Here is a 22,662-nt window from a genome sequence, read left to right as displayed (position 1 = left end):
AACCCACAACTGTGAACCGCTACTTCATCGCTATTCTTCCCACCGAACCTTTGGCTTCTGAAATCATGAAAGTCAAACAGTATTTTGTGGAAGCTTATGGAAGTAAGGGGGCATTGCGGTCGCCAGCGCACCTTACATTACACATGCCTTTTTTATGGAAAGCAAAAAAAGAAGCTCAACTGATTGATTTACTTGCACAGACAACTAATGTAAATTCATTTAAAATTGAACTGGATGGTTTTGGAGCTTTCCCCCCGAAAGCTGTTTTCATTAAAAATAAAACTTGTGCCGAATTAAGTGCATTTCAAGAGCAACTTACCCGCTTTACTTGGCGTGAGATGAAGCTTTTTAACCCTACCCACAATCGAGGGTTTCATCCGCACATAACCGTGGCTTTTCGAGATTTAAAGAAGGAAGGTTTTTATAAAGCTTGGCCCGAATTTGAGCACAAAAGCTTTGAGGGCGAAATCGAAGTCAATTCTTTTTGGCTATTAAAACATGACGGCAAGCAGTGGCATCCGTTTCATGAATTTGTTTTCAAGGCTGAAAATTAATTCCCGAAGGGAAGCACGAACAAATAGACTGCTGCAAAATGAAATGCGGTTCCGCCCATAACGAAAATGTGCCAAATGGCATGATGGTATTTCAGTTTACGCATTAGGTAAAAAACCACGCCCCCCGTGTAGCACAATCCGCCATAAAGCATCAGGTTTACAGCTTCTGTAGAAATCAACTCTGACAAACGCGAGAATAGCGTGAAGCCCAACCAGCCCATTCCCAAATAAGAAATGAGAGAAAGCACTTCGAGCTTTCCAGTAAAGAAAATCTTGAAAATGGTGCCTGCAAAAGCAATTGCCCACACAGCGATTAGCACATTCACCCCCAAGGCCTCTTCGCGAAGCACCACCCAGCAAAAAGGGGTAAAAGTACCAGCAATGAGAAAGTAAATGGCAATGTGGTCTAGTTTCTTATATAATGATTTTCGCTGTTGGGATTTAACGCTGTGATAAGCCGTTGAAGCAACATAAAGTAAAACCATGCTTAGGCCAAACACTAAGAAGCCAACTTGTTTTTCAGTAGCATTTGCTGGGGTGTTCAATAATAAGACTACCGTCCCAACAATCGCTAAAACGGCCCCAATTCCGTGCGTCCATGCGTTAGCCAATTCTTCTTCGGCAGAGTATGCTTCTAATTTTTGCTTATTTTTCATCTGGAAGTATTAACGCAGTGCCACAAAATTTGCAGTAGTGCGCAATTGCTTCATGCCCCGATTGATGGCAATTCGGGCACTTTACTTTTTTTCTTTCAGCGTTGTCTTTGGTCAGTTCTGCTGTTACAATACCTGTAGGTACGGCTATAATTGCATAACCCATAATCATAATAAACGAAGCCAATGACTGACCAATTACAGTTTGCGGGGCAATATCGCCATAGCCTACTGTAGTAAGTGTTACAATGGCCCAATACATACTAACTGGAATACTGGTAAAGCCGTTTTCGCCTCCTTCAATCATATACATGGCCGTTCCGGTAATCATTACTACCGTAAGTACCGAACCTAAAAACACTGTAATTTTATGCCTACTGGCCTTTAAAGCCCTGGCCAATTGCTCGCCTTCACCCACAAAGCGGCCTAGTTTTAAAATTCTGAACACCCTCAGCAATCTTAATGCACGAATAATAAGTAGGTATTGAGTTCCTGTAAAAACCAAGCTGATATAAGCCGGTAATACTGCCAGTAAATCAATAATTCCGTAAAAACTAAAAGCGTACTTTTTGGGGGTTTCAGAAACGTACAAGCGTAGTATAAACTCAATAGAGAAACCTATGGTGAGTACCCACTCTACTATTTTAAAAAACTGACCATAATGCTCGTTAAGCGATTTTACGCTTTCTAATATTACAGCTAAAACACTGATTACGATGGCCCAAAGTAAGGCCACATCAAAGGCTTTTCCAGCGGGAGTATCTGCTTCAAAAATTATGATATAGAGTCGTTGCCGAATACTTTTGGTCATACTCAAAAGTAATAATTATTTGTAGATTCAAATATTCGGCATCAGTTATTATGTGTCGTCCTGAAATAGCATTACACAAAAAGTAATGTTATTAAGAGAGAGAGAGAGAGTATTTTAAGCACACCCAGCCTAACTACACTTTAAATTGAGTGTAATAAAAGAAGTGGAGAGTCGTCATTTAGGACTGACAGACTGAATCTCTCGATCAATCGTCATTCGTAGGTGAATTGAGTATCGGCCACTCTTTGTTTTTATATAGTTTCGATTGAAAATTGGCTTGAAAGAGTCCGTTGGATTAACGTGACTAATTAGATCATACTGGTAGTAGTGTCAAATAACCCTATCTCAAATCTAAGCATTTTGATAAAATGAACTTAGCATTTACCCCATGCAACCCCTCGCTCCATTTTCGCATCTGTTAAAAGTACTGTAACCTATTCTTGGTTTATCAGTCTATACTAAAAGGTCAAAACTTAAAACAACATGAAAACACAACAAATCACACTCAAACTCACCTTTTTCACTTTCCTTCTGGTCTCATTATTTTCATTCAATGCCCAAGCACAATCTACGGTGAAGGCTTCGGATATTATGAAAGCAATGAAAAACGGGGAAGACATTAAGTATTCTAATATAACCGTTACTGGAACGCTGGATTTCACTTATATGGATGAAAAAGCGCCCGATTTGCCCCGCAGAAGAAGCTGGTGGAGAAATGGCGGAGACAACACCGTTAATGAATTGATCAAAAGTAAAATCACTTTCGAAAATGTAGTTTTCGAAAATGATGTAATCGCTTACTTTCACGATGACAGATCGGAATATACTTTTACAGCTGATTTTGAAGAAAATGTAGTTTTCAAAAACTGCAAATTTGAACGTGACGCCATGTTCAAGTATTCAGAATTTGAGCGAGAAGCTTCATTTGCAGGTTCTACTTTCAAAGATGAATCCACTTTTAAATATGCTGAATTTTCTAGATTAGCAGATTTTTCTAACACCAGCTTTGATGAAAATGCCATTTTCAAATACACAAAATTCAGAGATGGGGTCAACCTTTCTTCGGCTCGTTTTGAAAGATCATTGGACATTAAATACACCAAAGTAAGAGGCGATTTCGACATCAACAATCTATATGTGCGTTGGGATATCGACTCTAAATACACCGACATTAACGGTCGTAAATTCTCAAAAAATATGCTCGACAACTAATTGGTCATAATTTAGAGCGCACAAAAAGGCAGCTCATGGGTTGCCTTTTTTGTTTCATTAGCCGCCTCGCACTAGCTTTCTAGCATATCAGTTTTCTCTTTCTATTGAGAATCCCCAAAAATCCTTCTCCTTAAACCCATTAATTCCTGAGAGTATAGAATCATTAGCTTGTGTAGGGTTCTTCCGAAAGAGCCTTAAGCGAAAACAAAAAGGCCACCTCAGTTGCTACTGAAGACGGCCTCTAATATTGATATATTTTTCAGTTATACTTTCATAGTAAACCACTTGGCGATGGTCTTCCAATTCACTTTTGCTCCGTACATTAATATCCCTACGCGATAGATTCTTCCGGCCATCCATATGGTGCCAATAAAGCCTAATACCAAAAGCACCATAGAAAGCAATAGCTGCCATGTTGGTACTCCAAATGGCAATCGGGCCATCATTACAATGGGCGATGTAAATGGAATCATGGACAGGGTAACCGCCATTGGGCTATGTGGATCTTGCAGTACAAATGTCAATGACACAATTCCTACAATGATAGGCAACATAATAGGCAACATAAACTGCTGAGCATCTTGGATACTATCTACCGCAGAGCCGATGGCAGCGTAAAGCGCTCCATATAGAAAATAAGCCCCTAAGAAGTAAAACAAGAATGAAACTACAATTTGCGCCACAGGAATGGTATCGAGCATTCCCTGAATATTGGCGGCAATTTCTTGGTTTTGGGTCATATCCACCTCAGCAGGCATCTGACCTGCCATGGTTTCCATTCCGCCTCCAAGCGCAGTAATCCCCACGGAGAAAAGTGTAAACATCAATACAATCCAGATAAGAAGTTGGGTAACACCGACAGCTCCAACGCCCAATACTTTCCCCATCATCAGTTGGAAAGGACGCACAGAAGATACAATTACCTCTACAATTCTACTGGTTTTCTCATCAAGCACGGACTGCATAATCTGGCTACCGTAGATGAAAATGAACATGTAAATCAAAAAGCCGAAAACATAACCTACTGCTGAACTCAGGTTTGTATTGCTCTCTTTGGCTTCTCCAGACTCAGATAAATTGAAAGAATTCAAACTGACACTTACTTTGAGTGAATTAATCACTGCTGGGTCTAAACCCGATCTATCCAGCTTTACCGCTTCAAGTTCTCTCTTAATTTCAGACTCGAAATTTTTCATGGCCTGATTACCAGGGTTGGTTTCAGAGTAAAAAGAAAACTCACTATAACGCGTTTTAGAAGCATCGTCAAGGTCAATTTCTGGAATATGAATTAACCCGTAGACATCATCTTCTTGAAGTTTGGCTTTTGCATCTTCTAAATTGCTGGTAAGGTAAGTATAGGTGTAACCAGCGTTGCTGAATGAATCTTGGAAATAACCGCTTTCATCGAGCACATACACCTCTTTTGAAGAGTCACCATCACTTGTTCCTAAATAAACAATCCCGAAAATAACAGCTGGGAAAATCAGGGGAATAAGAATGGTGGCCAGTAAAAATGACTTCTTCTTTACCCTGGTAGAATATTCTCTTTTGAGTACTAAAAATATCTGTTTCATCTTTTGTTCCCTCCTTCCACAATTGAAATAAATATATCATTCACTGAAGGAATGACTTCTACAAACGAATGCACTTCGGTTTTAGCAATTAACTGACTGAGAAGGTGATTCGGGTTATGCCCGTTTTTCGATTGAATAATCGCTTCATAATAACCGTCTTCCAAATGCTTGGTGTCCAGCAATTCATATTCGGCACCTAAACCAGAGAAATCTCCCTTGTACTCTACTTTGTATTTATCTGATCGGAAAGAATTCTTGATTTCCTTTTTAGTACCATCCAAAATTTTCTCCGACTTATTGATCATGGCAATGTGCTCACAAAGCTGCTCTACAGATTCCATTCTGTGGGTAGAAAAAATAATGGTTGCCCCTTTATCTCTCAATTCAAGAATTTCGTCTTTGATCAAATTGGCGTTTACTGGATCGAAACCAGAGAACGGCTCATCTAGAATAAGCAACTGTGGTTCGTGGATTACCGTAGCGATAAACTGAATTTTCTGCGCCATCCCTTTTGAAAGGTCTTCTACTTTCTGACCCGCCCACTCGGTTAGACTAAGTTTTTCAAGCCATTTTTTGATTTTGGCTTTAGCCTCAGTCTTCGACATGCCTTTCAGCTGTGCCAAATACATAAGCTGTTCGCCTACTTTCATTTTCTTATACAGACCTCGCTCTTCGGGCAAATAACCAATAATTTCTACATGACGTGGATTTAGCTTTTCCCCATTTATGAGTACTTCGCCTTCATCGGCCATAATGATTTGATTGATGATTCTGATGAGTGTGGTTTTCCCTGCCCCGTTTGGCCCTAATAGGCCAAAAATAGACTGCTTGGGAATGCTTATGCTCACATCGTTCAAAGCTCTATGCTCGGCATAGCTTTTCGAAATGTGATTGGCTTCGAGTATATTCAAGGTTTTGTGATTTTGTGAATACTTTAAAGTTAATCGGTACTAAGCACCTTTAAAAGTAACACAAGATTAAAATTGAAATCCTAAATATAGTCAAGAACCTGCTGAGCGGAAGATGTTGTCGATTTGTGGATTTTTGAGGCTCCGGCCTTTTAGTTTTTGGCAAAAATCACGTTGCCCATAGAAAGGTCTATATTGAATGTGAGCAGGTTTGGAGAATCCTCTTTGTAGGAAGGGTTCACATAAACGTTATCGCCAATAGACACAAAGTTGCTAGGCATTTTTAGCTTCCTGAAGGACGTATCTTTAATGCGGATCATCATGGGTATTTCTTCTAAGGGAAGATTAATGGTGAGGCTTCCAGCGCCAACACGCGCCCAAATTTCACTCGCTAGCTCAGGACTTTCTCCAAAATTCATGGTCAGAGTACCAAAGCCTACTTCGGCAATAACCGTTTTGGCCCTTGCCATATTCAACCTGTCAATTTCCACATCACCTAAATCCACGTTCACCATAAAGGTGTCCATTTCAATTAGATTTTCCATTTTAGAATGGTAGCCTACTTTGACATGCGCATTGCCCGAAGTAATTTTCATATTCTCCACTGCAATATTCGACAAGTCTATATACGCCTTGCCTACTCCGTAGTTCAGGTCGAGATTATAAGGCTTGAAATGAGACAGATAAATGTTCCAGTAGTTTTTAGTATCTGTGGATTTTCTTCCAAAAATCTTTGTCAGTTTGCTAGTGAAGCCTTCTTTTCCGCTGTCGTTCAAGTTTAACCAAGCATTGAGTACGTTTCCTTCCATCTGTTGACCAAATTCAGGAGTTACATACTCTTCCTCACACAAGCCCATAATACTAATGGGTGTGTCGCCATTTCTTGTTCGAATTTCACAAGTGCCAGAACTGGCTTTGAGATAAAAATTGATTTTTTCACAGGAAGCATCTTCCTGCACTGCAAAATGGGTTTTTGTTTGTCCCCACACAACCATGTCTGCAATTCCAATACTTACAATTGCCAGCAATATTACCCTATACATGGACTTGAATACGAGTTGTAGGAAATAGGGTTGCAAAACAAAAATATTACTGATATTCGACACAAATAAAAAAGGAGTTGGTTTACACCGACTCCTCAAATATAATCCTGAATTTTAAATCTGTCTAGAAAAACTCTTTCACCTTTTCAAAAAAGCCTTTTTCACCCTTTTCTGGTTTAGGTCTCATGTTGTCTGAAGTACTCAACTTCTCAAGCATTGCACGCTCTTCCGATGTTAATTTTTTCGGGGTCCAAACATTTAAATGAATCAGCTGATCTCCTTTTCCATAGCCATTAAGGTCTTTAATTCCTTTTCCTCTTAAGCGAAGAATCTTTCCGCTTTGGGTTCCAGGATCAATCTTAATGCGCACTTTACCATCAATGGTTGGCACTTCTATACTCGTACCTAAGGCTGCTTCTGTAAAGCTGATATAGAGATCGTACAACACATTATTGCCGTCTCTCTTTAGTTCTTCATGCTCTTTTTCTTCGATTACAATCAATAAGTCGCCAGCAATGCCGCCACCTGGCGCCATATTACCTTTACCCGACATTGAAAGCTGCATTCCTTCGGCTACACCTGCTGGTATTTTAATAGGAATAATTTCTTCCTTCATTTCCAAACCAGTGCTATCAACACCAGGAGGGCGCTGATCGATAATTTTACCGCTACCGTGGCATGTAGAACAAGTACTGGCCGAAACCATTTGCCCCAACATGGTATTGACCACTTTCTTTTGCTGGCCAGAGCCACCGCAAGTAGAACAGGTTTTGAAAGTAACTCCGCTAGCATTCACCAAACGGTTAACTTTTATTTTCTTCTCTACGCCCTCGGCAATTTCATTTAATGTAAGCTTAAGCTTTATGCGCAAATTCGATCCTTTTCGTTGACGACTTCGGCCTCCGCCCCCGCCTCCAAAAAAGCTTTCGAACGGACTACCGCCTCCACCTCCAAAGATGTCTCCGAATTGCGAGAAGATGTCATCCATATTCATTCCGCCACCATGGCCGCCTGCACCAGCACGCATGCCATCATGTCCGAAACGATCGTATTGTGCACGCTTGTCTGCGTTGCTCAATACTTCATAAGCTTCGGCAGCTTCTTTGAACTTATCTTCTGCTTGAGGATCGTCTGGGTTTTTATCAGGGTGATATTTAATAGCCATTTTACGATAAGCCTTTTTTAGCTCATCGTCTGTTGCTGTTTTACTTACCCCTAATATGTCGTAGTAGTCTCTTTTTGCCATCTTATGCTCCTATCACCACCTTTGCGAAACGAACTACTTTTTCACCTAAGAAATAGCCCTTTTCAACGGTATCTATAATCTTACCTTTTAACTCTTCTTCTTCAACCGGAAACTGCGTAACTGCCTCGTGCAAGTCTGCATCGAAAGCCGTTCCTTTTTCCGTATTCATTAATTTAAGTCCCTTTGCCTCAAGTGTTTTCAAAAGCTTTTTATGAATTAAATCAAAGCCTTCTTTCATCACTTCTACATCTTCTTGCTTTTGATTGGCTTGTTGAGCCCTTTCAAAATCATCTATGGTAGGGATTAAATCAGCCATTAAGTCTTGCGAGGCTGTTTTAATCAAATCTATTCTTTCTTTAGCGTTTCTTCTTCTGAAGTTCTCGAACTCAGAATACAACCTTAGGTATTTGTCTTTTGCTTCTGCTACCTCAATGGTCAACTTTTCTTCAGCAGTTAACTCAACAGGCTCTTCTATTTCTTCGTTCTGCGCTTCAGCAGCCTCATTAGCTTCTGTCTCTTCAGCAGTAAGGTTATCCTTTACCACTTCCTCGTTCTCTTGCGCTTTGTTTTTCTTCTTCATCGATTCTCTATCAGTTTTTAAAAATGCCGAAAACATTTTCTTAATTCTCGCCATTTTACCTCCTTAAAAACAGACGCTCGGCTACAATTATATTGCCAAGCGTAGTTTTGTGTCATTCTGACATAAGATGTAAAAAGAAAGAAGGTAAATGGCAGTTCCCCTGCTAAGGTTTAGCGGGATTCAGTTTTGACCAAAGTAAGTCTTTCAGTTCTTGCAGCCCAATATTAGCCACTGATGAAATAAATAATGTAGGCAGTGTTTTAGGCAACATTTCCTTCATCTCTTCAATCATTTGCTCATCTAACATATCGGTTTTAGAAATTGCTAGAATTCGCTCTTTATCTAGCAGTTCAGGATTGTATTTTGTGAGTTCCCCTAAAAGGATTTCATATTCTTTGGCTACATCATCGGCATCGGCAGGCACTAAAAATAGCAACAATGAATTGCGCTCAATATGACGTAAAAACCTTAATCCTAACCCTTTTCCTTCTGCTGCCCCTTCAATAATTCCAGGAATATCGGCCATTACAAAAGAACGGTGGTCGCGATAAGACACCACGCCCAAATTAGGAACAAGGGTAGTGAATGGGTAATCCGCAATTTCTGGCTTGGCAGCCGAAAGCACTGAAAGCAAAGTTGATTTACCCGCATTTGGAAAACCTACTAAGCCTACATCGGCCAAAAGCTTAAGTTCGAGCACAAAAATAGTATCAATCCCAGGCTCTCCAGGTTGTGCATACCTTGGTGTTTGATTGGTAGAAGTGTTGAAATGTTGATTTCCTAAGCCCCCTCTTCCGCCTTTGGCAAGTATAATTTCTTCGTTGTGCTCGGTAATTTCACAAACAATTTCATTGGTTTCGGCATTGCGTGCTACGGTACCTAAAGGCACTTCCAGTATAATGTCTTTCCCATCGGCACCAGTACTGCCATGTCCTGATCCACCTTCGCCATTTTGAGCGAAAACGTGTTTCTGATATCGAAGGTGAAGCAATGTCCAAAGGTTTGAGCTTCCGCGAAGGATGATATGCCCACCACGACCGCCATCACCGCCATCGGGACCACCTTTGGGTACGTGTTTTTCTCTACGCATGTGTACAGCGCCTGCGCCTCCATTGCCCGATCGGCAATAAAGTCGGACGTGATCGATAAAATTGGAACTGGCCATAATACGTATTTAACTTTTGTTCGAATTAAGAACGCCCCCTAACCCGCAGATTAAAAAGGGCTTTATGAAAATAAAAAAGATGATCAACCCGAAAGTGACCATCTTCAAATTACTAATTTTTTCAAGCAATATTAAGCGTAATGCCCATCTATTGCCTTTTCTATCTGAGCGAAAATTGAGTCGATAGTACCCACTCCATTAACCCTGCAGATTTTATTTTGTTTGGCGTAAAACTCAGCAACGGGAACCGTTTTATTATTGTACTCCTGAATTCTAACGTTAATTTTTTCTTCATTTTGATCGTCTGCTCGGCCAGAGGTTTTGCCTCTTTCCAACAAACGCTTTTTCAGTTCTTCAACCGGCACTTCGAGCATCACCATGCAAGAAATGGAAGTATCATATTTAGCTAAAAGTTCATCTAAAGCCTCTGCTTGGGCTACAGTTCTGGGGAAGCCATCGAAAATAAAACCAGGTGCTGTTTGAAATTCCTTCACTGTTTCACCCACCATTCCAATCACTACTTCGTCTGGAACAAGTTTTCCGTTGTCCATAAAGCCTTGTGCCTTTTTGCCCAACTCGGTGCCTTCTCCTAAATGCTTTCTGAATAAATCTCCTGTGGAAATGTGTTTCAGCCCGTACTTTTTAATGATGTTTTCGCTTTGTGTACCTTTCCCCGCTCCTGGAGGGCCGAATAAAACTATATTAACCATTTACAGAATTAGATTTTGAGGGTTCAAATATAGTGAAGGAAATTTTTAGGCTTCCTTCAATTGATAAATATCTTTGAGATTTCGGCCATGGCCGTTGTAATCTAGGCCGTAACCAACCACAAATTTTTCAGGGATCTCAAACCCTACATAGTCGAGTTTTAGGTCTTTTTCAAGCTTTTCGGGCTTTAAGAGTAGTGTAGCTACTCTTATAGATTTCGGCCCTCTTTCCTGAAAAAATTTAATTACTTGTTCCATAGTAAGGCCTGAATCTACAATGTCTTCAATGAGAATAAGGTGCCTTCCAAATACGTTTTCTTGTAATCCGAGCACTTGTTTTACACTCCCAGTGCTCTCCATTCCTTTGTAGGATGCCATTCGGATGAAAGCTATTTCTGAAGGCACATTTACGGCCTTCATCAAGTCGCTGGCGAACATAAATGAGCCATTCAAAATGCCAATAAACAATGGATTTTTATTAGCGTACTCCTCATTTATCTCTTCGCCTATTTCCGCTATGCGCTGTTGAATTTTGGTTTCGTCTAAGTAAACCTCAAACTCCTTCTCTCGAACTTTGATTGTATTCACAGGTAATAAATTTTGGCGCAAGTTAATAATTACAACCGCTCCATCAGCACTTTGTACAAAGCAATCATGCAGTCGATGTCGTGCTTGTGTACTTTTTCATCGGGGCTGTGCACATGATCTTCGGGTGCGCCAACAAAACACCAATCAAACGGATAAGGCGAAAGCTGAAGTTCGCGACCATCGCTAGAGCCAGCACCTTCTACTTCAAGTTGAAAGTCAATGCCTGATTCCTCGGCAATTTTGATGATTTTTTGAATATAGCTTCTGCGCGGAATATTTCTGTCGCGCATTGAAATGGCTACCCCTTCTCCATGCGGAACGCCTTCGGTTACCCAAGTAATATCTGAGATCAAAGCTTGTTTCACTCCCCACTGTTCATACATGTGTTTGGCCAAATAGGGCACTGCTCCTCCTCCGTGCTCTTCCCAACAACCAAAAGCAATTACTCCGTCTTCTAAGGTTTCAGCTACTTTTAATGCATTGAACACCCCCAAACGGTTGTCCATATAACAAGACTGAATGTATTCATCATCTTCGCGGAAATCGCACTTAAAAACTAGCTCTGTTCCTCGATCAATACCTCTTGGAAACTTGTAATAAAGGTTTCCATCGTCTTCAAGCAATTCGCACTCAATAGGCCCCATTGAATCTTCTCCCACCAACTTATAGCCAGTTTCTGCTTTGGGCCCTCCAATGGCCACTAACTGATCGTTATAGCGCACTGTAAAACCAATGCTGTCCATGTGGGCAAAAATGGCAGTTCGAGGTGTACCGAATTTGAGCATGACGCAGTCTTGGAATTTATCTCCAAAAATCACTTCAGGTTTGGTCTTCCATTTAGAAGCATTGACCTCCACGTAATTTAAGATGAACTCTTTCATGGCAACTTCGTTTCCAGAAGGCGCATGAATTTGGCAAAGGGTTTTAAGCAGTTTGAAATCCATAAGTGAGAATTTGGCCAAAATTAAGTTGGTCTTTTGTGATAGCCTAGCATTGTCAGGCAAATTCACCTTTCAACCGATATTGTCTGAATGAGCGAATGTTTCCATTAAATTTGCAGCGAATTTGAAATTGAATGAGAGTACTCAATACAATAAACAGCATTGCCAATACTTATTTGGCCGAACTCAGGAATGTTGAGGTGCAAAACGACCGGTTGCGCTTCAGAACAAACTTGCAGCGACTGGGAACTTTGATGGCCTATGAAATTTCGAAAACACTTCATTTTGAAAAACAAAAAATTCAAACCCCGCTGGCCATTACTGCTGAACAAACCATTAGCGACTCAATTGTATTGGTGTCTATTTTACGGGCTGCGGTGCCCTTTATGAATGGTTTCTTAGATGTATTTGACCATTCGGAAGTTGGCTTTATTGGGGCATGGCGAAAAGAAGAAACCGAAAATATTGAAGTAGCGTTGGAGTATTCAGCTGCACCAAACTTAGAGGGAAAAACATTGATTTTAATAGACCCAATGTTGGCAACTGGCAAATCGCTGGTAGCCAGTCTGAATCAAATTCTTAAAAACGGCAAACCAGCCGGTATTTATTTGGCTTCAGTAATTGCCGCACCAGAGGGTATTGAATACCTAAAACGGAACATCGAGGTCGACCATGAGTTATGGATATGGGCGGTAGATGAAAAGTTAAACGATAAATCATACATAGTGCCCGGTTTGGGCGATGCGGGTGATCTTTCATTCGGGTCAAAACTTTAATTCATGCTATTGAGTACGATTCTAATTCTTGTTTTGGGTTTGGCTACCCTAATTGTTGGTGGTGAGGTGCTTGTAAAAGGAGCGTCAAAATTGGCCTTGCGTTTTAACGTGAGCAGCTTGGTGGTTGGCCTTACCGTAGTTGCTTTTGGTACCTCGGCACCAGAGTTACTTGTCAGCTTGAATTCAGCCTTGAAAGGTGCACCTGATTTTGCTTTGGGCAATGTAATCGGCTCCAACATTTCCAACTTGGCTTTAGTGCTAGGAACAGCCGCTCTTTTTGGGTTTATTCCCATAAAAAAAGATAGCGCAAGAAGAGATTGGCCTGTAACATTAGGCTCATCAGTGCTCCTCTATATTTTCGCTTACAACGGCATGATTTCTAATTTAGAAGGCACAATTCTAGTGATTCTATTGGTGATTTATTTAGGTTCATTGCTGTATACTACGCGCAAAGAACAGATCAAACTTGATGTTGAAGAGCCAGACAAGCTAGAAAAATGGGGAATTGTTAAAGATATTTTTCAGGTGAGTTTGGGCATTGTTTGCCTCTATTTTGGAGCTGATTGGTTTATTGGAGGTGCTGAAGAAATTGCCGTAGATTTAGGGGTTTCGCAGCGCATTATCGGACTGACAGTATTGGCCTTGGGCACAAGTTTACCCGAACTTTTCACTTCTGTAATTGCGGCCCGAAAAGGAGAAACCGATCTTGCCTTAGGAAATTTATTGGGTTCCAATATTTTCAATGTACTTTCCATTATAGGGATTACAAGCATTATAAAGCCCCTTTCGGTAAACATGGACATGCTCCATACCGATTTCCCTTGGATGATCGGTATTACAATACTTATCCTTCCTTTGATGGTCTTCCGTAAAAGACTAGGAACGCCTTCTGGAATTATTCTGATTGGCTCATATCTAGTCTATGTGTTTTTCTTATTGAAGTAATGTTAGAGAAGTTTCTTACTTACCTTGGCATTTATTTGTTGGCTTGCCTCAAGTCAATTCTTCCTCCTTTATTAGGGCCGGCTGCTGGCATGAGCCCCTTAGAGATTATCATTATTACCATGGCTGGACTAATGACCAGTGTAGTCTTATTTTCTTTTTTAGGAGAGAAAATAAAAAAGAATGTGCTCCCTATTTTCATTAGAAAGAAAGGTAAATTTTCGCCTCAAAGCCGCAGAATGGTAAGAATTTGGACGAAGTATGGCATTATTGGCACCTGCTTTCTTACCCCTCTAATCCTATCTCCTGTGGGTGGTTCTCTTTTGGTTTCAACTGTGGGTGCTCCTCGCAAACAGGTATTTTTTTACATGTTTATTTTTGGTCTGTTTTGGTCTATTGTCTGGACATTCTCAGTGGATTGGCTGATAGATTTGGGTTTGATTAATTCGAGGTAGTACTGAATACTAGGAAGCATTCTTGAGATAACTATCCCCCTCGCTGGCGAGGTGAGGCATAAGATTGATATACAGGTCTGACCTTCGGTGCCGACCTAAAAGTAGTCCATCGAGTAATCGGTCGGTAGTGAAGGTCAGACCACATTAAATAGAAGAAATTCCTTACTCCTCTCCCTCATCAGGTAACATTTCAATGTCTTGAATCAATACTTTTTTTGAAATGGCTTGACCCGTGAGTGTAGCGGCTAATCCACCCAAGGCAGTTTCTTTATAGCGGGTTTCCATGCTTTGACCTACTTCGCCCATGGCTTCAACACATTCGTCTACCGGAATTACTGCGCTTACATTTGCCAGCGCTATTTGTGCCGAACTATTGGCAATAGCGGCTGCACTTGCATTTCGTACCACGCAAGGCACTTCAACCAAACCTGCAACAGGATCACAAATCAAACCTAGCATACACTGAATGGTAATGGCCACTGCATTAAAAACTTGGTCGATTGAGCCGCCTAAACAATACACAATAGCACCAGAAGCCATTGCTGCTGCGCTACCCGTTTCGGCTTGGCAACCACCTACTGCGCCCGCAATTGAAGCGCGTTTTTCCATAATCAAGGCAATACCTGCACTTACCAAAAGCCCTTCATGAATCTTACGGTCTGGTACATCGTGTAATTCTTGAAAAGTAACTAGCACTCCTGGGATAATTCCCGAAGCACCTGCAGTTGGAGCAGCCACAACGCGACCCATGCATGAGTTCACTTCCTTAGCAGCCAGTGCACGAGAAATTAAAACTTGAAATTCCTTACTCAATACAGTTACCGGGTGGTTGTACACTTTCTTTGCTCCGTTGTTGATCATGCCAGAGCGAGAAGTCATGTCTTCGGTGAGACCTGTTTGAACTGCCTCCTTCATTACGGTATAGGCATTCTCTAAGCTGGCCCAAATGAATTCTTCATTGCGTTGCTTTTGCTGCACCTCGTATTCAATTACGGGTTCAAAAAGCTTCATATCATTTGCCTCACAATAGGACTTCCAACCTTTAAAATCATCGAAAAGAAAGCTCATAACTGTATACCTTTTACACAAAGCTAAGGGAATTAAGGGAAAGGATTGCAAGCAAATTGAGAAAGCCTATGTCCCTTAAGATAAAGGGAAAACAGATAGTACTATTCATTGTTTTGAGAAAGGGTTTAGAACGAACAATTCCTATCTTTGCGGCATGGAATTGAAGAACGATCTGATTTTACGTGCGGCCAGAGGCGAAAAGACTGAAAGAACTCCAGTATGGTTAATGCGCCAGGCAGGCAGAATTTTACCTGAATATCGTGCGGTTAGAAATAGCCTGAGCGGATTTATTGAGTTGGTGAAAAATCCAGACTTGGCTGCCGAGGTAACTATTCAACCTGTAGATATTTTGGGAGTAGATGCGGCCATTATTTTCTCAGATATTCTCGTGATTCCAGAAGCCATGGGCTTGCCTTACGAAATGATCGAAAAGAAAGGGCCTTGGTTTCCGAACACCATAAAGTCTGAGGCAGACTTAAAAAACATCAGAATTGCCGATTCTTCTTCTGATTTGGGTTATGTTATTGATGCCATTAAAGTAACCAAAAGAGAACTGGCTGGGCGTGTGCCTTTGATTGGCTTTGCAGGAGCACCATGGACTATTTTCTGCTATATGGTAGAAGGCCACGGAAGTAAGACCTTCTCCAACGCCCGAAAAATGCTGTACACTCAACCTGCTTTGGCCGAAAAGCTGATGCAGATGATTACCGACAGCACCATTACTTACTTGAAAGCTCAAATTGAAGCAGGCGCCAATATTGTTCAAGTATTCGATTCGTGGGCAGGTATTTTGCCGGCAGATCAATACGAACAATTCTCGATGAAATACATTCGTCAGATTTGTTCGGCCATTACCGAAGTGCCCGTAACTGTTTTTGCCAAAGGAGCTTATTTTGCTAGAAAATCTATGGCTACTTTAGATTGCGAAACCATCGGGCTGGACTGGAACATGGACATTAAAGAAAGTCGTGAGCTAGTTGGGCCAAATAAAACTTTGCAAGGAAATCTTGATCCATGTGCGCTTTATGGCTCTAATACCGAAGTAGAGGCAGCTACCAAAAAGATGCTTGATGCTTTTGGGCCAGACCGTCATATTGCCAATTTAGGTCACGGTGTTTACCCTGATATCGATCCTGAGAAGGTGAAGGTGTTTGTGAATACAGTGAAGGAATATAGCATGGGAATGAGGAATTAATTTCCTCATTTTTTTCTCATCAGGAACAAGGTACGATTGCAGACTTTCCCTATAACGAATAAGTTAAAATAAGAATCAATTCAGAATCTTATTGTCTTCGGCTTCTTCCATTAAGTCTTCTTTATTGATGGGCACTACGCCTACATGTTCGCAGACCAAGCCACCCGCTAAATTGGCCAAGGCCGCAGCTTTTTGAGCCGACATTCCCACTGCCAAAGCGCAAGCCATTACACTGATTACTGTGTCGCCAGCGCCAGAAACATCAGAAATATGACGGATATGGGCAGGGATAAGGTGTGTTTCGCCATTGTCTTTAATGAAAACCCCGTATTCCGAAAGAGTCACCATCACCATTTTGGCATTCAGTTTATTCTGAAGCAACGTCACTCCATCGCGCACCGAATCTATGTTTTTAGGATCCACTTGAATGTTCAATCCTTCTCTCAATTCTTTCAAATTAGGCTTAAAAAGGGTCACCCCTTTATAGTCCATAAAGTTGCGCTTTTTGGGATCTACCACCGTTGCTATGCCTAATCGGGTTGCCTCCTTAACGGTTTCTTCAATGATAGTGGCGTTAATTACACCCTTATCGTAATCTTCAAAAACCACCACATCGCAATCGGGCAATAAACGCTTGATATTGGCCAATAGCTGTGCTTGTTCAGTAGTACTGAGCTCCTTATCGGTTTCAGTATCTACCCTCAGCATTTGATGCGCTCCGGCCAAAATACGCTCCTTCACCGTAGTATCTCTTTCAGAGCTCGTCAATACTCCATTGCTTGGAATTCCTTTTTCTTCCAATCTGTTCAAGAAAAATTCACCGTCTAAATCGTTGCCCACAATGGCACATGGAATTGGAGTAGCCCCTAATGCTTGTACATTCAAGGCTACATTTGCAGCACCTCCCAAACGTTTCTCTTTTCTTTCTGTAAGCACCACAGGCACAGGCGCCTCTGGCGAAATTCTAGACACTTTACCAAACACATAAGAGTCTACCATTACATCGCCAATCACCAATACTCTAAGTTTGGAGAAGGCTTCGAAAAGTTCGTTAACGCTTGAGAATTCCATTAAGAAAGTTTAGAAACTGCTATTTTAATTCTGGTAATGGCTTCGCGTAAATCTTCTTCAGATGCTGCATATGACAAACGAATACAGTTGGCATCGCCAAAAGCATCGCCAGTTACCACAGACACCTGCGCCTGATCTAAAAGGTATAGGCTTAGGTCATCTGCATTGTTAATGGTTACGTTTCCATCTGTTTTACCGAAAAGCGCTGTTACATCTGGAAAGAAGTAGAAAGCACCCGTTGGTAAATTGGTTTTAAAGCCTGGCACTTCGTCCAATAATGCTTTTACTATATCTCTTCTTCTTAAATATTCCTTCGACATTTCTACTGTTGGAGCAAGATCCGTAGTAAGTGCGGTTAAGGCTGCTCTTTGGGCAATGCTACAGTTGGCAGAAGTAATTTGTCCTTGAATTTTATTACATGCTTTGGCCAACCAAAGTGGTGCGCCTAGATATCCAACTCTCCAGCCCGTCATAGCAAAACCTTTGGCCATACCATTAATGGTTACGGTTCTGTCAATCATTCCTTCAATGGCTCCAATACTGGCGTGAGCACCTGTGTAATTGATGTGCTCGTAGATTTCGTCTGCAATAACCACAATGTCTTTGTGTTTTTTAATCACTTCAGAAATCGCTGTTAACTCTTCGAGTGTAAATACAGAACCTGTTGGGTTACATGGCGAAGAATAAATAATGGCTTTGGTTTTTGGCGTAATCGCTTGCGCCAATTGCTCTGGAGTTACTTTAAAATCTGACTCAATTCCTCCTTTTACATACACAGGTACACCGCCCGCTAATTCAATAAGTGAAGAATAACTCACCCAAAATGGAGAAAAGACTACCACTTCATCACCTTCATTCAATAAAGCTAAAAATACGTTGGCGATAGATTGCTTGGCTCCATTAGAAACCACAATCTGATCAGGTGAATAATCTAAGTTATTCTCGTTTTTGAATTTAGCCGAAATGGCTTGTCTTAGGTCTAAATAACCATTTACAGGAGGGTAAGCAAAGTATTTACCTTCATCAATCGCTGCTTTAGCGCCCTCTTGAATATGTTTCGGAGTTTTAAAGTCGGGCTCGCCCAAACTCAAACTGATCACGTTAATGCCTTTTTCTTTTAGCTCTCGGGCTTTGGCAGCCATGGCTAATGTGGCCGATTCGGCCATGTTCTTTACTCTATCAGATACCATTGTAGACATGCGATTAATTCAATGTGGGGCAAAAGTAGCTATTTATAGATTGTTGTACCAAAAACCAATTGGAATGTTCTACAATTCCACAAACTGTTGAATCAAAACGACCGAATATTTCTCGATTGTAGAAAATATTTCCCCACCTCATTTCTATACTCCAACATAAAAACGAGCCATACATTAAAATTTCGAATGATTCTTTGGTTTGGCACGGTTATCACATATAGACTAGTCAAACGACATGGTTATGAAAACTTTAGAAACTAGCCCGGAAAAATTGAAAAGAGTAATTAAGAAAATTGCTGACGCAGCTAAGATTGCCCACTTCATGAACAAATTTGCTGTATCAGAAGATTCTAAAGATTACTTCGCCATTCACGAAAATAATTTATCAAACACCAGGGCCTTGCTTTTCAAAAGCATTGGTGCCTCTACCAAAGACCTACATCTTTTGTATGGTACCAACTGGGCGCCAGCTTTAGTATATGCTCAAATTCGTTTTTGGAAATACAACGATCTAGAAATGATTGATGTATTGAAATCTAAAGTAAGTAAAGTTCTTACAGAGCTTGAGGAAGTGGCTTCAACTCCACATTCAAACATAAGAATCAGTGATTTGAATGAAGCTTCGAACAACTTGAGCATTCTATTATCAGCCTTGAATACCCAGCGCTTTTATGCATCGGGTATGTTAAGCGAAATCAATTAGGCTTTTAGCCGTAGCTATAGATGACGAAGGGCGATCGAAATGATCGCCCTTCGTGTTTTTATGTCTGTGCTGTTGAAGCAATTTTATTTGTATTCAGAACGAGTCATAATGCTTCGACCCAAAGTAATTTCATCGGTGTATTCTAATTCTCCACCCATCGGGATTCCACGTGCAATCGAAGTAATCTTCACTCCGAATTCCTTCAGCCTTTTGGTAATGTAGAAAGCTGTGGTATCACCTTCCATGGTAGGGCTTAGGGCTAAAATCACTTCTTCTATCTTTGGTTCGCTCAGTTGAATTCGCTCTACCAAAGAGTCGATATGAATATCGCTTGGACCAATCCCTTCAATCGGAGAAATAACACCACCCAGAACATGATAAAGCCCTCTGTATTGAGCCGTGTTTTCAATGGCCATTACATCAGGCGTGTCGGTAACCACGCAAATAGTGGTCAAATCGCGTTTAATCGTACGGCAAGTACAGTCTGTCGTGTCGGAAATAATATGGCAAGTACCACAGTACTTTATTCCATCACGCAACTCGTTAAGCGCAGTGGTTAAATGAGCCGTACTGATGGGGTCTTGTTTTAGTAAATGAAGTACCAGCCTTAAGGCGGTCTTTTTTCCTATGCCCGGAAGTTTAGAGATTTCCTCAATGGCATTGTCGACAATTTTGGGAGGGAAGTTCAAATTGAGCTATGATGAAAATCTTTCTAATTATAACACAGTGGCAGTAATTCCTGCTGAAAGAATACTCTCGCACATTGGCTTCAATTCTGTAAACGATCCATTTTTAACTGTGCACTTTCCTTTATAATGAATCAACAGTGTACACTGCTCTGCCTGCTCTGCAGTATGTTTACATACCTTCATTAAAATATTAATCACGTGTTCAAACGTGTTAAAGTCATCATTAAAAACTACCAAATCACATAATTCCTCATCTGTAGTTTTTTCGAGTACCTCGACTAACTCATCTTCTTGATAGCTGAAATTCATGTTTTTAATTTTTTACAAATGTACAAAAAAACACTTGCTCCATAAACCCTGGCTTTGTCAAAATGGTTCGAAAGCCTTTTTGGTGTCCACAGTTTTTTCACGGATATTCAAGCTTTAATTTACTAGTTCTTTGGTATGAACCCCACTTTAGTCATTTCAATTATAGGCGGTTATTTTTTACTGCTGATTCTCATTTCTCGATTTACTTCGAAAGGGGCTGATTCGGCTACCTTTTTTACGGCCAACAAACAGTCGCCTTGGTATTTGGTAGCTTTCGGAATGATTGGGGCTTCCTTGTCGGGAGTTACCTTTATTTCTGTCCCCGGTGAAGTAGGGAATAGCTTCTTCTCTTATTTTCAGGTTGTTTTGGGGTATATCGTTGGTTACCTCATTATTGCTACGGTGTTGATGCCCCTTTATTACCGTCTGAATTTGGTTTCTATATATACCTATTTAGAACAGCGCTTTGGTTTTTGGTCATACAAAACGGGTTCGTTTTTCTTTATGCTTTCCCGAACCGTTGGAGCTTCGTTTCGCCTTTTTTTGGTGGCCAGTGTACTTCAGATTGCGCTTTTCGATAGTTATGGTGTTCCATTTTGGGTTTCGGTACTCGTTACTATCGCCCTTATTTGGGTGTACACTTTTAGAGGCGGAATAAAAACCATTGTGTGGACGGATACGCTACAAACCTTTTTTATGCTCTCAGCAGTGGTCATCACCATTTATATTATCACCAAAGAAATGGGTATTGGACTTGGCGATGCCATTACTCAAATTAGCGACAGTGAGTATTCCAAAACTTTCTTCTTCGATTGGAACGACAAAAAGGATTTCTTCAAACAGTTTATTTCTGGGGTATTTATTGCCATCGTGATGACGGGTTTAGACCAAGACATGATGCAGAAAAACCTAACCTGCAGAACCTTGAAGGACGCTCAGAAAAATATTTTCTGGTTCACTATAGCTTTGGTGATTGCTAATATCCTTTTCTTGGGAATGGGTGCACTGCTCTATTTGTATGCAGGCCAAAATGGAATTGAAATTCCGACAAGAACGGATAACTTCTATCCTCTAATCGCTTTGAATCACCTCGGTACTTTTGGCGGAATTGTATTCTTATTGGGCATTGTGGCTGCGGCTTACTCCAGTGCCGACTCTGCCCTTACTTCACTTACCACCGCTTTTTGTGTCGATTTCTTAAATTTTGAAAAGAAAGAAGAATCGGTAAAGAAACCGATTAGGCTTAAAGTGCACTTGGGCTTTTCTGTGTTGCTCTTCATCGTCATCATTATCTTTAACGCGATAAACGACAGTAGTGTAATTAGTGCGATTTTTAAAGTGGCTGGCTATACTTATGGCCCGTTATTAGGCCTTTTCAGTTTTGGTTTAATGACCAAGTTGAAAGTGAGGGACAATCTGGTACTGCCTGTTTGTTTACTTTCTCCAGCTATATCTTACCTAGTAGATATGAACTCAGCTGCCTGGTTCAACGGCTTTCAGTTTGGTTTCTTTATTCTAATTTTTAATGGAGCGTTGACTTTCTTAGGGATGTTGATAATATCGAAACGTTCATCAGAACAATTGGCCTAATGAACATCTACTGTTTTAGTGGGCTTGGAGCAGACAAAACTGTTTTCCAGTATCTTAAAATTGAAGAAGTAAAATTGCATTTTGTAGAATGGATTCAACCGCTCAAAAACGAATCACTAGAAAGTTATAGCCAAAAAATCGTAAACACTTTGGATTTACAAACTCCGTATTCATTTATGGGGGTTTCTTTTGGTGGAATGATTGCCATAGAAGCTTCAAAGATTACTAATCCTTCAAATGTTTTTCTCGTTTCCAGCGCTCAAAGTTCATTAGAAATTCCCTTCCTGTTCAGGCTTTTGGCACGAACCAAATTATACAATATTGTACCTGATCTATTTTTCAGAACACCTAACTTTTTCGCTCAATTCCTTTTTGGAACTTCTTGTGTAACTGAAAAGAAACTGCTCAATGAGATAATTAGAAACACTGAGGTCAAGTTCCTGAAATGGGCATTAGGTGCGATAGTAAAATGGGATCCAAAAGAAAATGGAATGGCAATAAGAATACATGGTGGCAAAGATCGAATCCTCCCTTTAAGAAACCAAAAGATTGATTTACGTATTGAGAATGGCTCACATTTTTTGATAGTTTCACATGCAGATCAAGTAAGTGAATTTGTTTCTCTTTTTGCCAAGCCCTAATTTCCTCCTTTAAACCATAGCCTTAACCGCCCCTCTTACTCA

At 40.7% G+C, this 22,662-nt stretch carries 25 protein-coding genes; 9 read left to right on the top strand and 16 right to left on the bottom strand.

The features are described from left to right. Nucleotides 1-11 precede the first annotated feature (11 nt). Nucleotides 12-554 (top strand): 2'-5' RNA ligase family protein, encoded by a 543-nt coding sequence (locus OB69_RS12115; RefSeq protein ID WP_053224003.1) that lies wholly within the window; start codon nt 12-14, stop codon nt 552-554. Here the strand turns inward: OB69_RS12115 and trhA are convergent. Continuing rightward, entirely contained in the window at nt 551-1,210 is a 660-nt protein-coding gene (gene trhA / locus OB69_RS12110) for a PAQR family membrane homeostasis protein TrhA (protein ID WP_053224002.1), read from the bottom strand. The genes OB69_RS12115 and trhA overlap by 4 nt on opposite strands. Next, complete coding sequence (locus tag OB69_RS12105; protein WP_053224001.1) at nt 1,200-2,018, bottom strand: ion transporter; 819 nt, start codon at nt 2,016-2,018, stop codon at nt 1,200-1,202. Before OB69_RS12105 ends, trhA begins: the two co-directional genes overlap by 11 nt. Nucleotides 2,019-2,501: 483 nt before the next feature. Between OB69_RS12105 and OB69_RS12100 the strand changes: the two genes are divergently transcribed. Next, complete coding sequence (locus OB69_RS12100; protein ID WP_053224000.1) at nt 2,502-3,230, top strand: pentapeptide repeat-containing protein; 729 nt, start codon at nt 2,502-2,504, stop codon at nt 3,228-3,230. A 263-nt stretch (nt 3,231-3,493) separates the two neighbouring features. Here the strand turns inward: OB69_RS12100 and OB69_RS12095 are convergent, their stop codons facing one another. The 9 genes from OB69_RS12095 to OB69_RS12055 all read right to left on the bottom strand — a co-directional run bounded on the left by OB69_RS12095 (nt 3,494) and on the right by OB69_RS12055 (nt 11,985). Further along, nucleotides 3,494-4,804, bottom strand: coding sequence for an ABC transporter permease (locus OB69_RS12095; RefSeq protein ID WP_053223999.1), 1,311 nt, complete (start codon nt 4,802-4,804; stop codon nt 3,494-3,496). Next, nucleotides 4,801-5,715, bottom strand: a complete 915-nt coding sequence (locus OB69_RS12090; RefSeq protein ID WP_053223998.1) for an ABC transporter ATP-binding protein — start codon at nt 5,713-5,715, stop codon at nt 4,801-4,803. The genes OB69_RS12095 and OB69_RS12090 overlap by 4 nt, the downstream gene beginning before the upstream one ends. A 149-nt stretch (nt 5,716-5,864) precedes the next feature. After that, nucleotides 5,865-6,755, bottom strand: coding sequence for a hypothetical protein (locus tag OB69_RS12085; RefSeq protein ID WP_053223997.1), 891 nt, complete (start codon nt 6,753-6,755; stop codon nt 5,865-5,867). Nucleotides 6,756-6,879: 124 nt separating this feature from the next. Beyond that, nucleotides 6,880-8,001: a molecular chaperone DnaJ gene (dnaJ, locus tag OB69_RS12080; RefSeq protein ID WP_053223996.1), complete on the bottom strand. Its 1,122-nt coding sequence runs from the start codon at nt 7,999-8,001 to the stop codon at nt 6,880-6,882. A gap of 1 nt (nt 8,002) precedes the next feature. Then, nucleotides 8,003-8,635 carry a nucleotide exchange factor GrpE gene (locus OB69_RS12075; protein WP_245620812.1) on the bottom strand — a complete coding sequence of 211 codons (633 nt, stop codon included), beginning with the start codon at nt 8,633-8,635 and terminating at the stop codon, nt 8,003-8,005. 109 nt (nt 8,636-8,744) lie between these two features. After that, entirely contained in the window at nt 8,745-9,746 is a 1,002-nt protein-coding gene (gene obgE / locus OB69_RS12070; RefSeq protein ID WP_053223995.1) for a GTPase ObgE, read from the bottom strand. 131 nt (nt 9,747-9,877) lie between these two features. Further along, entirely contained in the window at nt 9,878-10,456 is a 579-nt protein-coding gene (locus OB69_RS12065) for an adenylate kinase (protein WP_053223994.1), read from the bottom strand. 45 nt (nt 10,457-10,501) lie between these two features. After that, the gene (gene hpt, locus OB69_RS12060; protein ID WP_053224010.1) at nt 10,502-11,041 is read right to left on the bottom strand and encodes a hypoxanthine phosphoribosyltransferase; all 540 of its coding nucleotides are present in this window, start codon (nt 11,039-11,041) and stop codon (nt 10,502-10,504) included. 29 nt (nt 11,042-11,070) lie between these two features. Next, nucleotides 11,071-11,985 carry a M20/M25/M40 family metallo-hydrolase gene (locus OB69_RS12055; protein ID WP_053223993.1) on the bottom strand — a complete coding sequence of 305 codons (915 nt, stop codon included), beginning with the start codon at nt 11,983-11,985 and terminating at the stop codon, nt 11,071-11,073. A 131-nt stretch (nt 11,986-12,116) separates the two neighbouring features. On the opposite strand from OB69_RS12055, the gene upp reads away from it, so the two are divergent. From upp to OB69_RS12040, 3 genes are read left to right on the top strand one after another with little or no spacing between them, the layout of a single operon-like run. Next, the gene (gene upp, locus OB69_RS12050) at nt 12,117-12,758 is read left to right on the top strand and encodes a uracil phosphoribosyltransferase (RefSeq protein ID WP_053223992.1); all 642 of its coding nucleotides are present in this window, start codon (nt 12,117-12,119) and stop codon (nt 12,756-12,758) included. A 3-nt stretch (nt 12,759-12,761) separates the two neighbouring features. Next, nucleotides 12,762-13,703: a calcium/sodium antiporter gene (locus OB69_RS12045; protein ID WP_053223991.1), complete on the top strand. Its 942-nt coding sequence runs from the start codon at nt 12,762-12,764 to the stop codon at nt 13,701-13,703. Continuing rightward, nucleotides 13,703-14,155 carry a hypothetical protein gene (locus tag OB69_RS12040; protein WP_053223990.1) on the top strand — a complete coding sequence of 151 codons (453 nt, stop codon included), beginning with the start codon at nt 13,703-13,705 and terminating at the stop codon, nt 14,153-14,155. The genes OB69_RS12045 and OB69_RS12040 overlap by 1 nt, the downstream gene beginning before the upstream one ends. 162 nt (nt 14,156-14,317) lie before the next feature. On the opposite strand, the gene sdaAA is transcribed toward OB69_RS12040, so the two are convergent. Next, nucleotides 14,318-15,223, bottom strand: coding sequence for an L-serine ammonia-lyase, iron-sulfur-dependent, subunit alpha (sdaAA, locus tag OB69_RS12035; RefSeq protein WP_053223989.1), 906 nt, complete (start codon nt 15,221-15,223; stop codon nt 14,318-14,320). Nucleotides 15,224-15,377: 154 nt separating this feature from the next. On the opposite strand from sdaAA, the gene hemE reads away from it, so the two are divergent. Beyond that, nucleotides 15,378-16,418, top strand: coding sequence for a uroporphyrinogen decarboxylase (gene hemE / locus OB69_RS12030; RefSeq protein WP_053223988.1), 1,041 nt, complete (start codon nt 15,378-15,380; stop codon nt 16,416-16,418). 75 nt (nt 16,419-16,493) lie between these two features. On the opposite strand, the gene OB69_RS12025 is transcribed toward hemE, so the two are convergent. Both OB69_RS12025 and OB69_RS12020 read right to left on the bottom strand, forming a co-directional pair. After that, nucleotides 16,494-17,489, bottom strand: a complete 996-nt coding sequence (locus tag OB69_RS12025; protein WP_053223987.1) for a bifunctional heptose 7-phosphate kinase/heptose 1-phosphate adenyltransferase — start codon at nt 17,487-17,489, stop codon at nt 16,494-16,496. Next, the gene (locus OB69_RS12020) at nt 17,489-18,688 is read right to left on the bottom strand and encodes a pyridoxal phosphate-dependent aminotransferase (protein ID WP_053223986.1); all 1,200 of its coding nucleotides are present in this window, start codon (nt 18,686-18,688) and stop codon (nt 17,489-17,491) included. The genes OB69_RS12025 and OB69_RS12020 overlap by 1 nt, the downstream gene beginning before the upstream one ends. Nucleotides 18,689-18,929: 241 nt before the next feature. Between OB69_RS12020 and OB69_RS12015 the strand changes: the two genes are divergently transcribed. Further along, the gene (locus tag OB69_RS12015; RefSeq protein ID WP_141655428.1) at nt 18,930-19,391 is read left to right on the top strand and encodes a hypothetical protein; all 462 of its coding nucleotides are present in this window, start codon (nt 18,930-18,932) and stop codon (nt 19,389-19,391) included. An 83-nt stretch (nt 19,392-19,474) separates the two neighbouring features. Here OB69_RS12015 and recR read toward each other — a convergent pair whose 3' ends face one another. Next, nucleotides 19,475-20,080 (bottom strand): recombination mediator RecR, encoded by a 606-nt coding sequence (recR, locus tag OB69_RS12010; RefSeq protein WP_053223984.1) that lies wholly within the window; start codon nt 20,078-20,080, stop codon nt 19,475-19,477. Nucleotides 20,081-20,107: 27 nt separating this feature from the next. Beyond that, on the bottom strand, nt 20,108-20,389 hold the full coding sequence (locus OB69_RS12005; RefSeq protein ID WP_053223983.1) for an ATP-dependent Clp protease adaptor ClpS: 282 nt from the start codon (nt 20,387-20,389) through the stop codon (nt 20,108-20,110). 135 nt (nt 20,390-20,524) lie between these two features. Here OB69_RS12005 and OB69_RS12000 point away from each other — a divergent pair, with 135 nt between their 5' ends. Then, on the top strand, nt 20,525-21,979 hold the full coding sequence (locus OB69_RS12000) for a sodium:solute symporter (RefSeq protein WP_053223982.1): 1,455 nt from the start codon (nt 20,525-20,527) through the stop codon (nt 21,977-21,979). Further along, entirely contained in the window at nt 21,979-22,620 is a 642-nt protein-coding gene (locus OB69_RS11995) for an alpha/beta hydrolase (protein ID WP_053223981.1), read from the top strand. The genes OB69_RS12000 and OB69_RS11995 overlap by 1 nt, the downstream gene beginning before the upstream one ends. Nucleotides 22,621-22,662 lie beyond the last annotated feature (42 nt).

It is taken from the genome of Roseivirga seohaensis subsp. aquiponti (assembly GCF_001267955.1).
In the GTDB taxonomy this organism is placed as follows: Bacteria; Bacteroidota; Bacteroidia; order Cytophagales; family Cyclobacteriaceae; genus Roseivirga; species Roseivirga seohaensis.
This window is presented reverse-complemented; position numbering and strand designations above follow the sequence as displayed.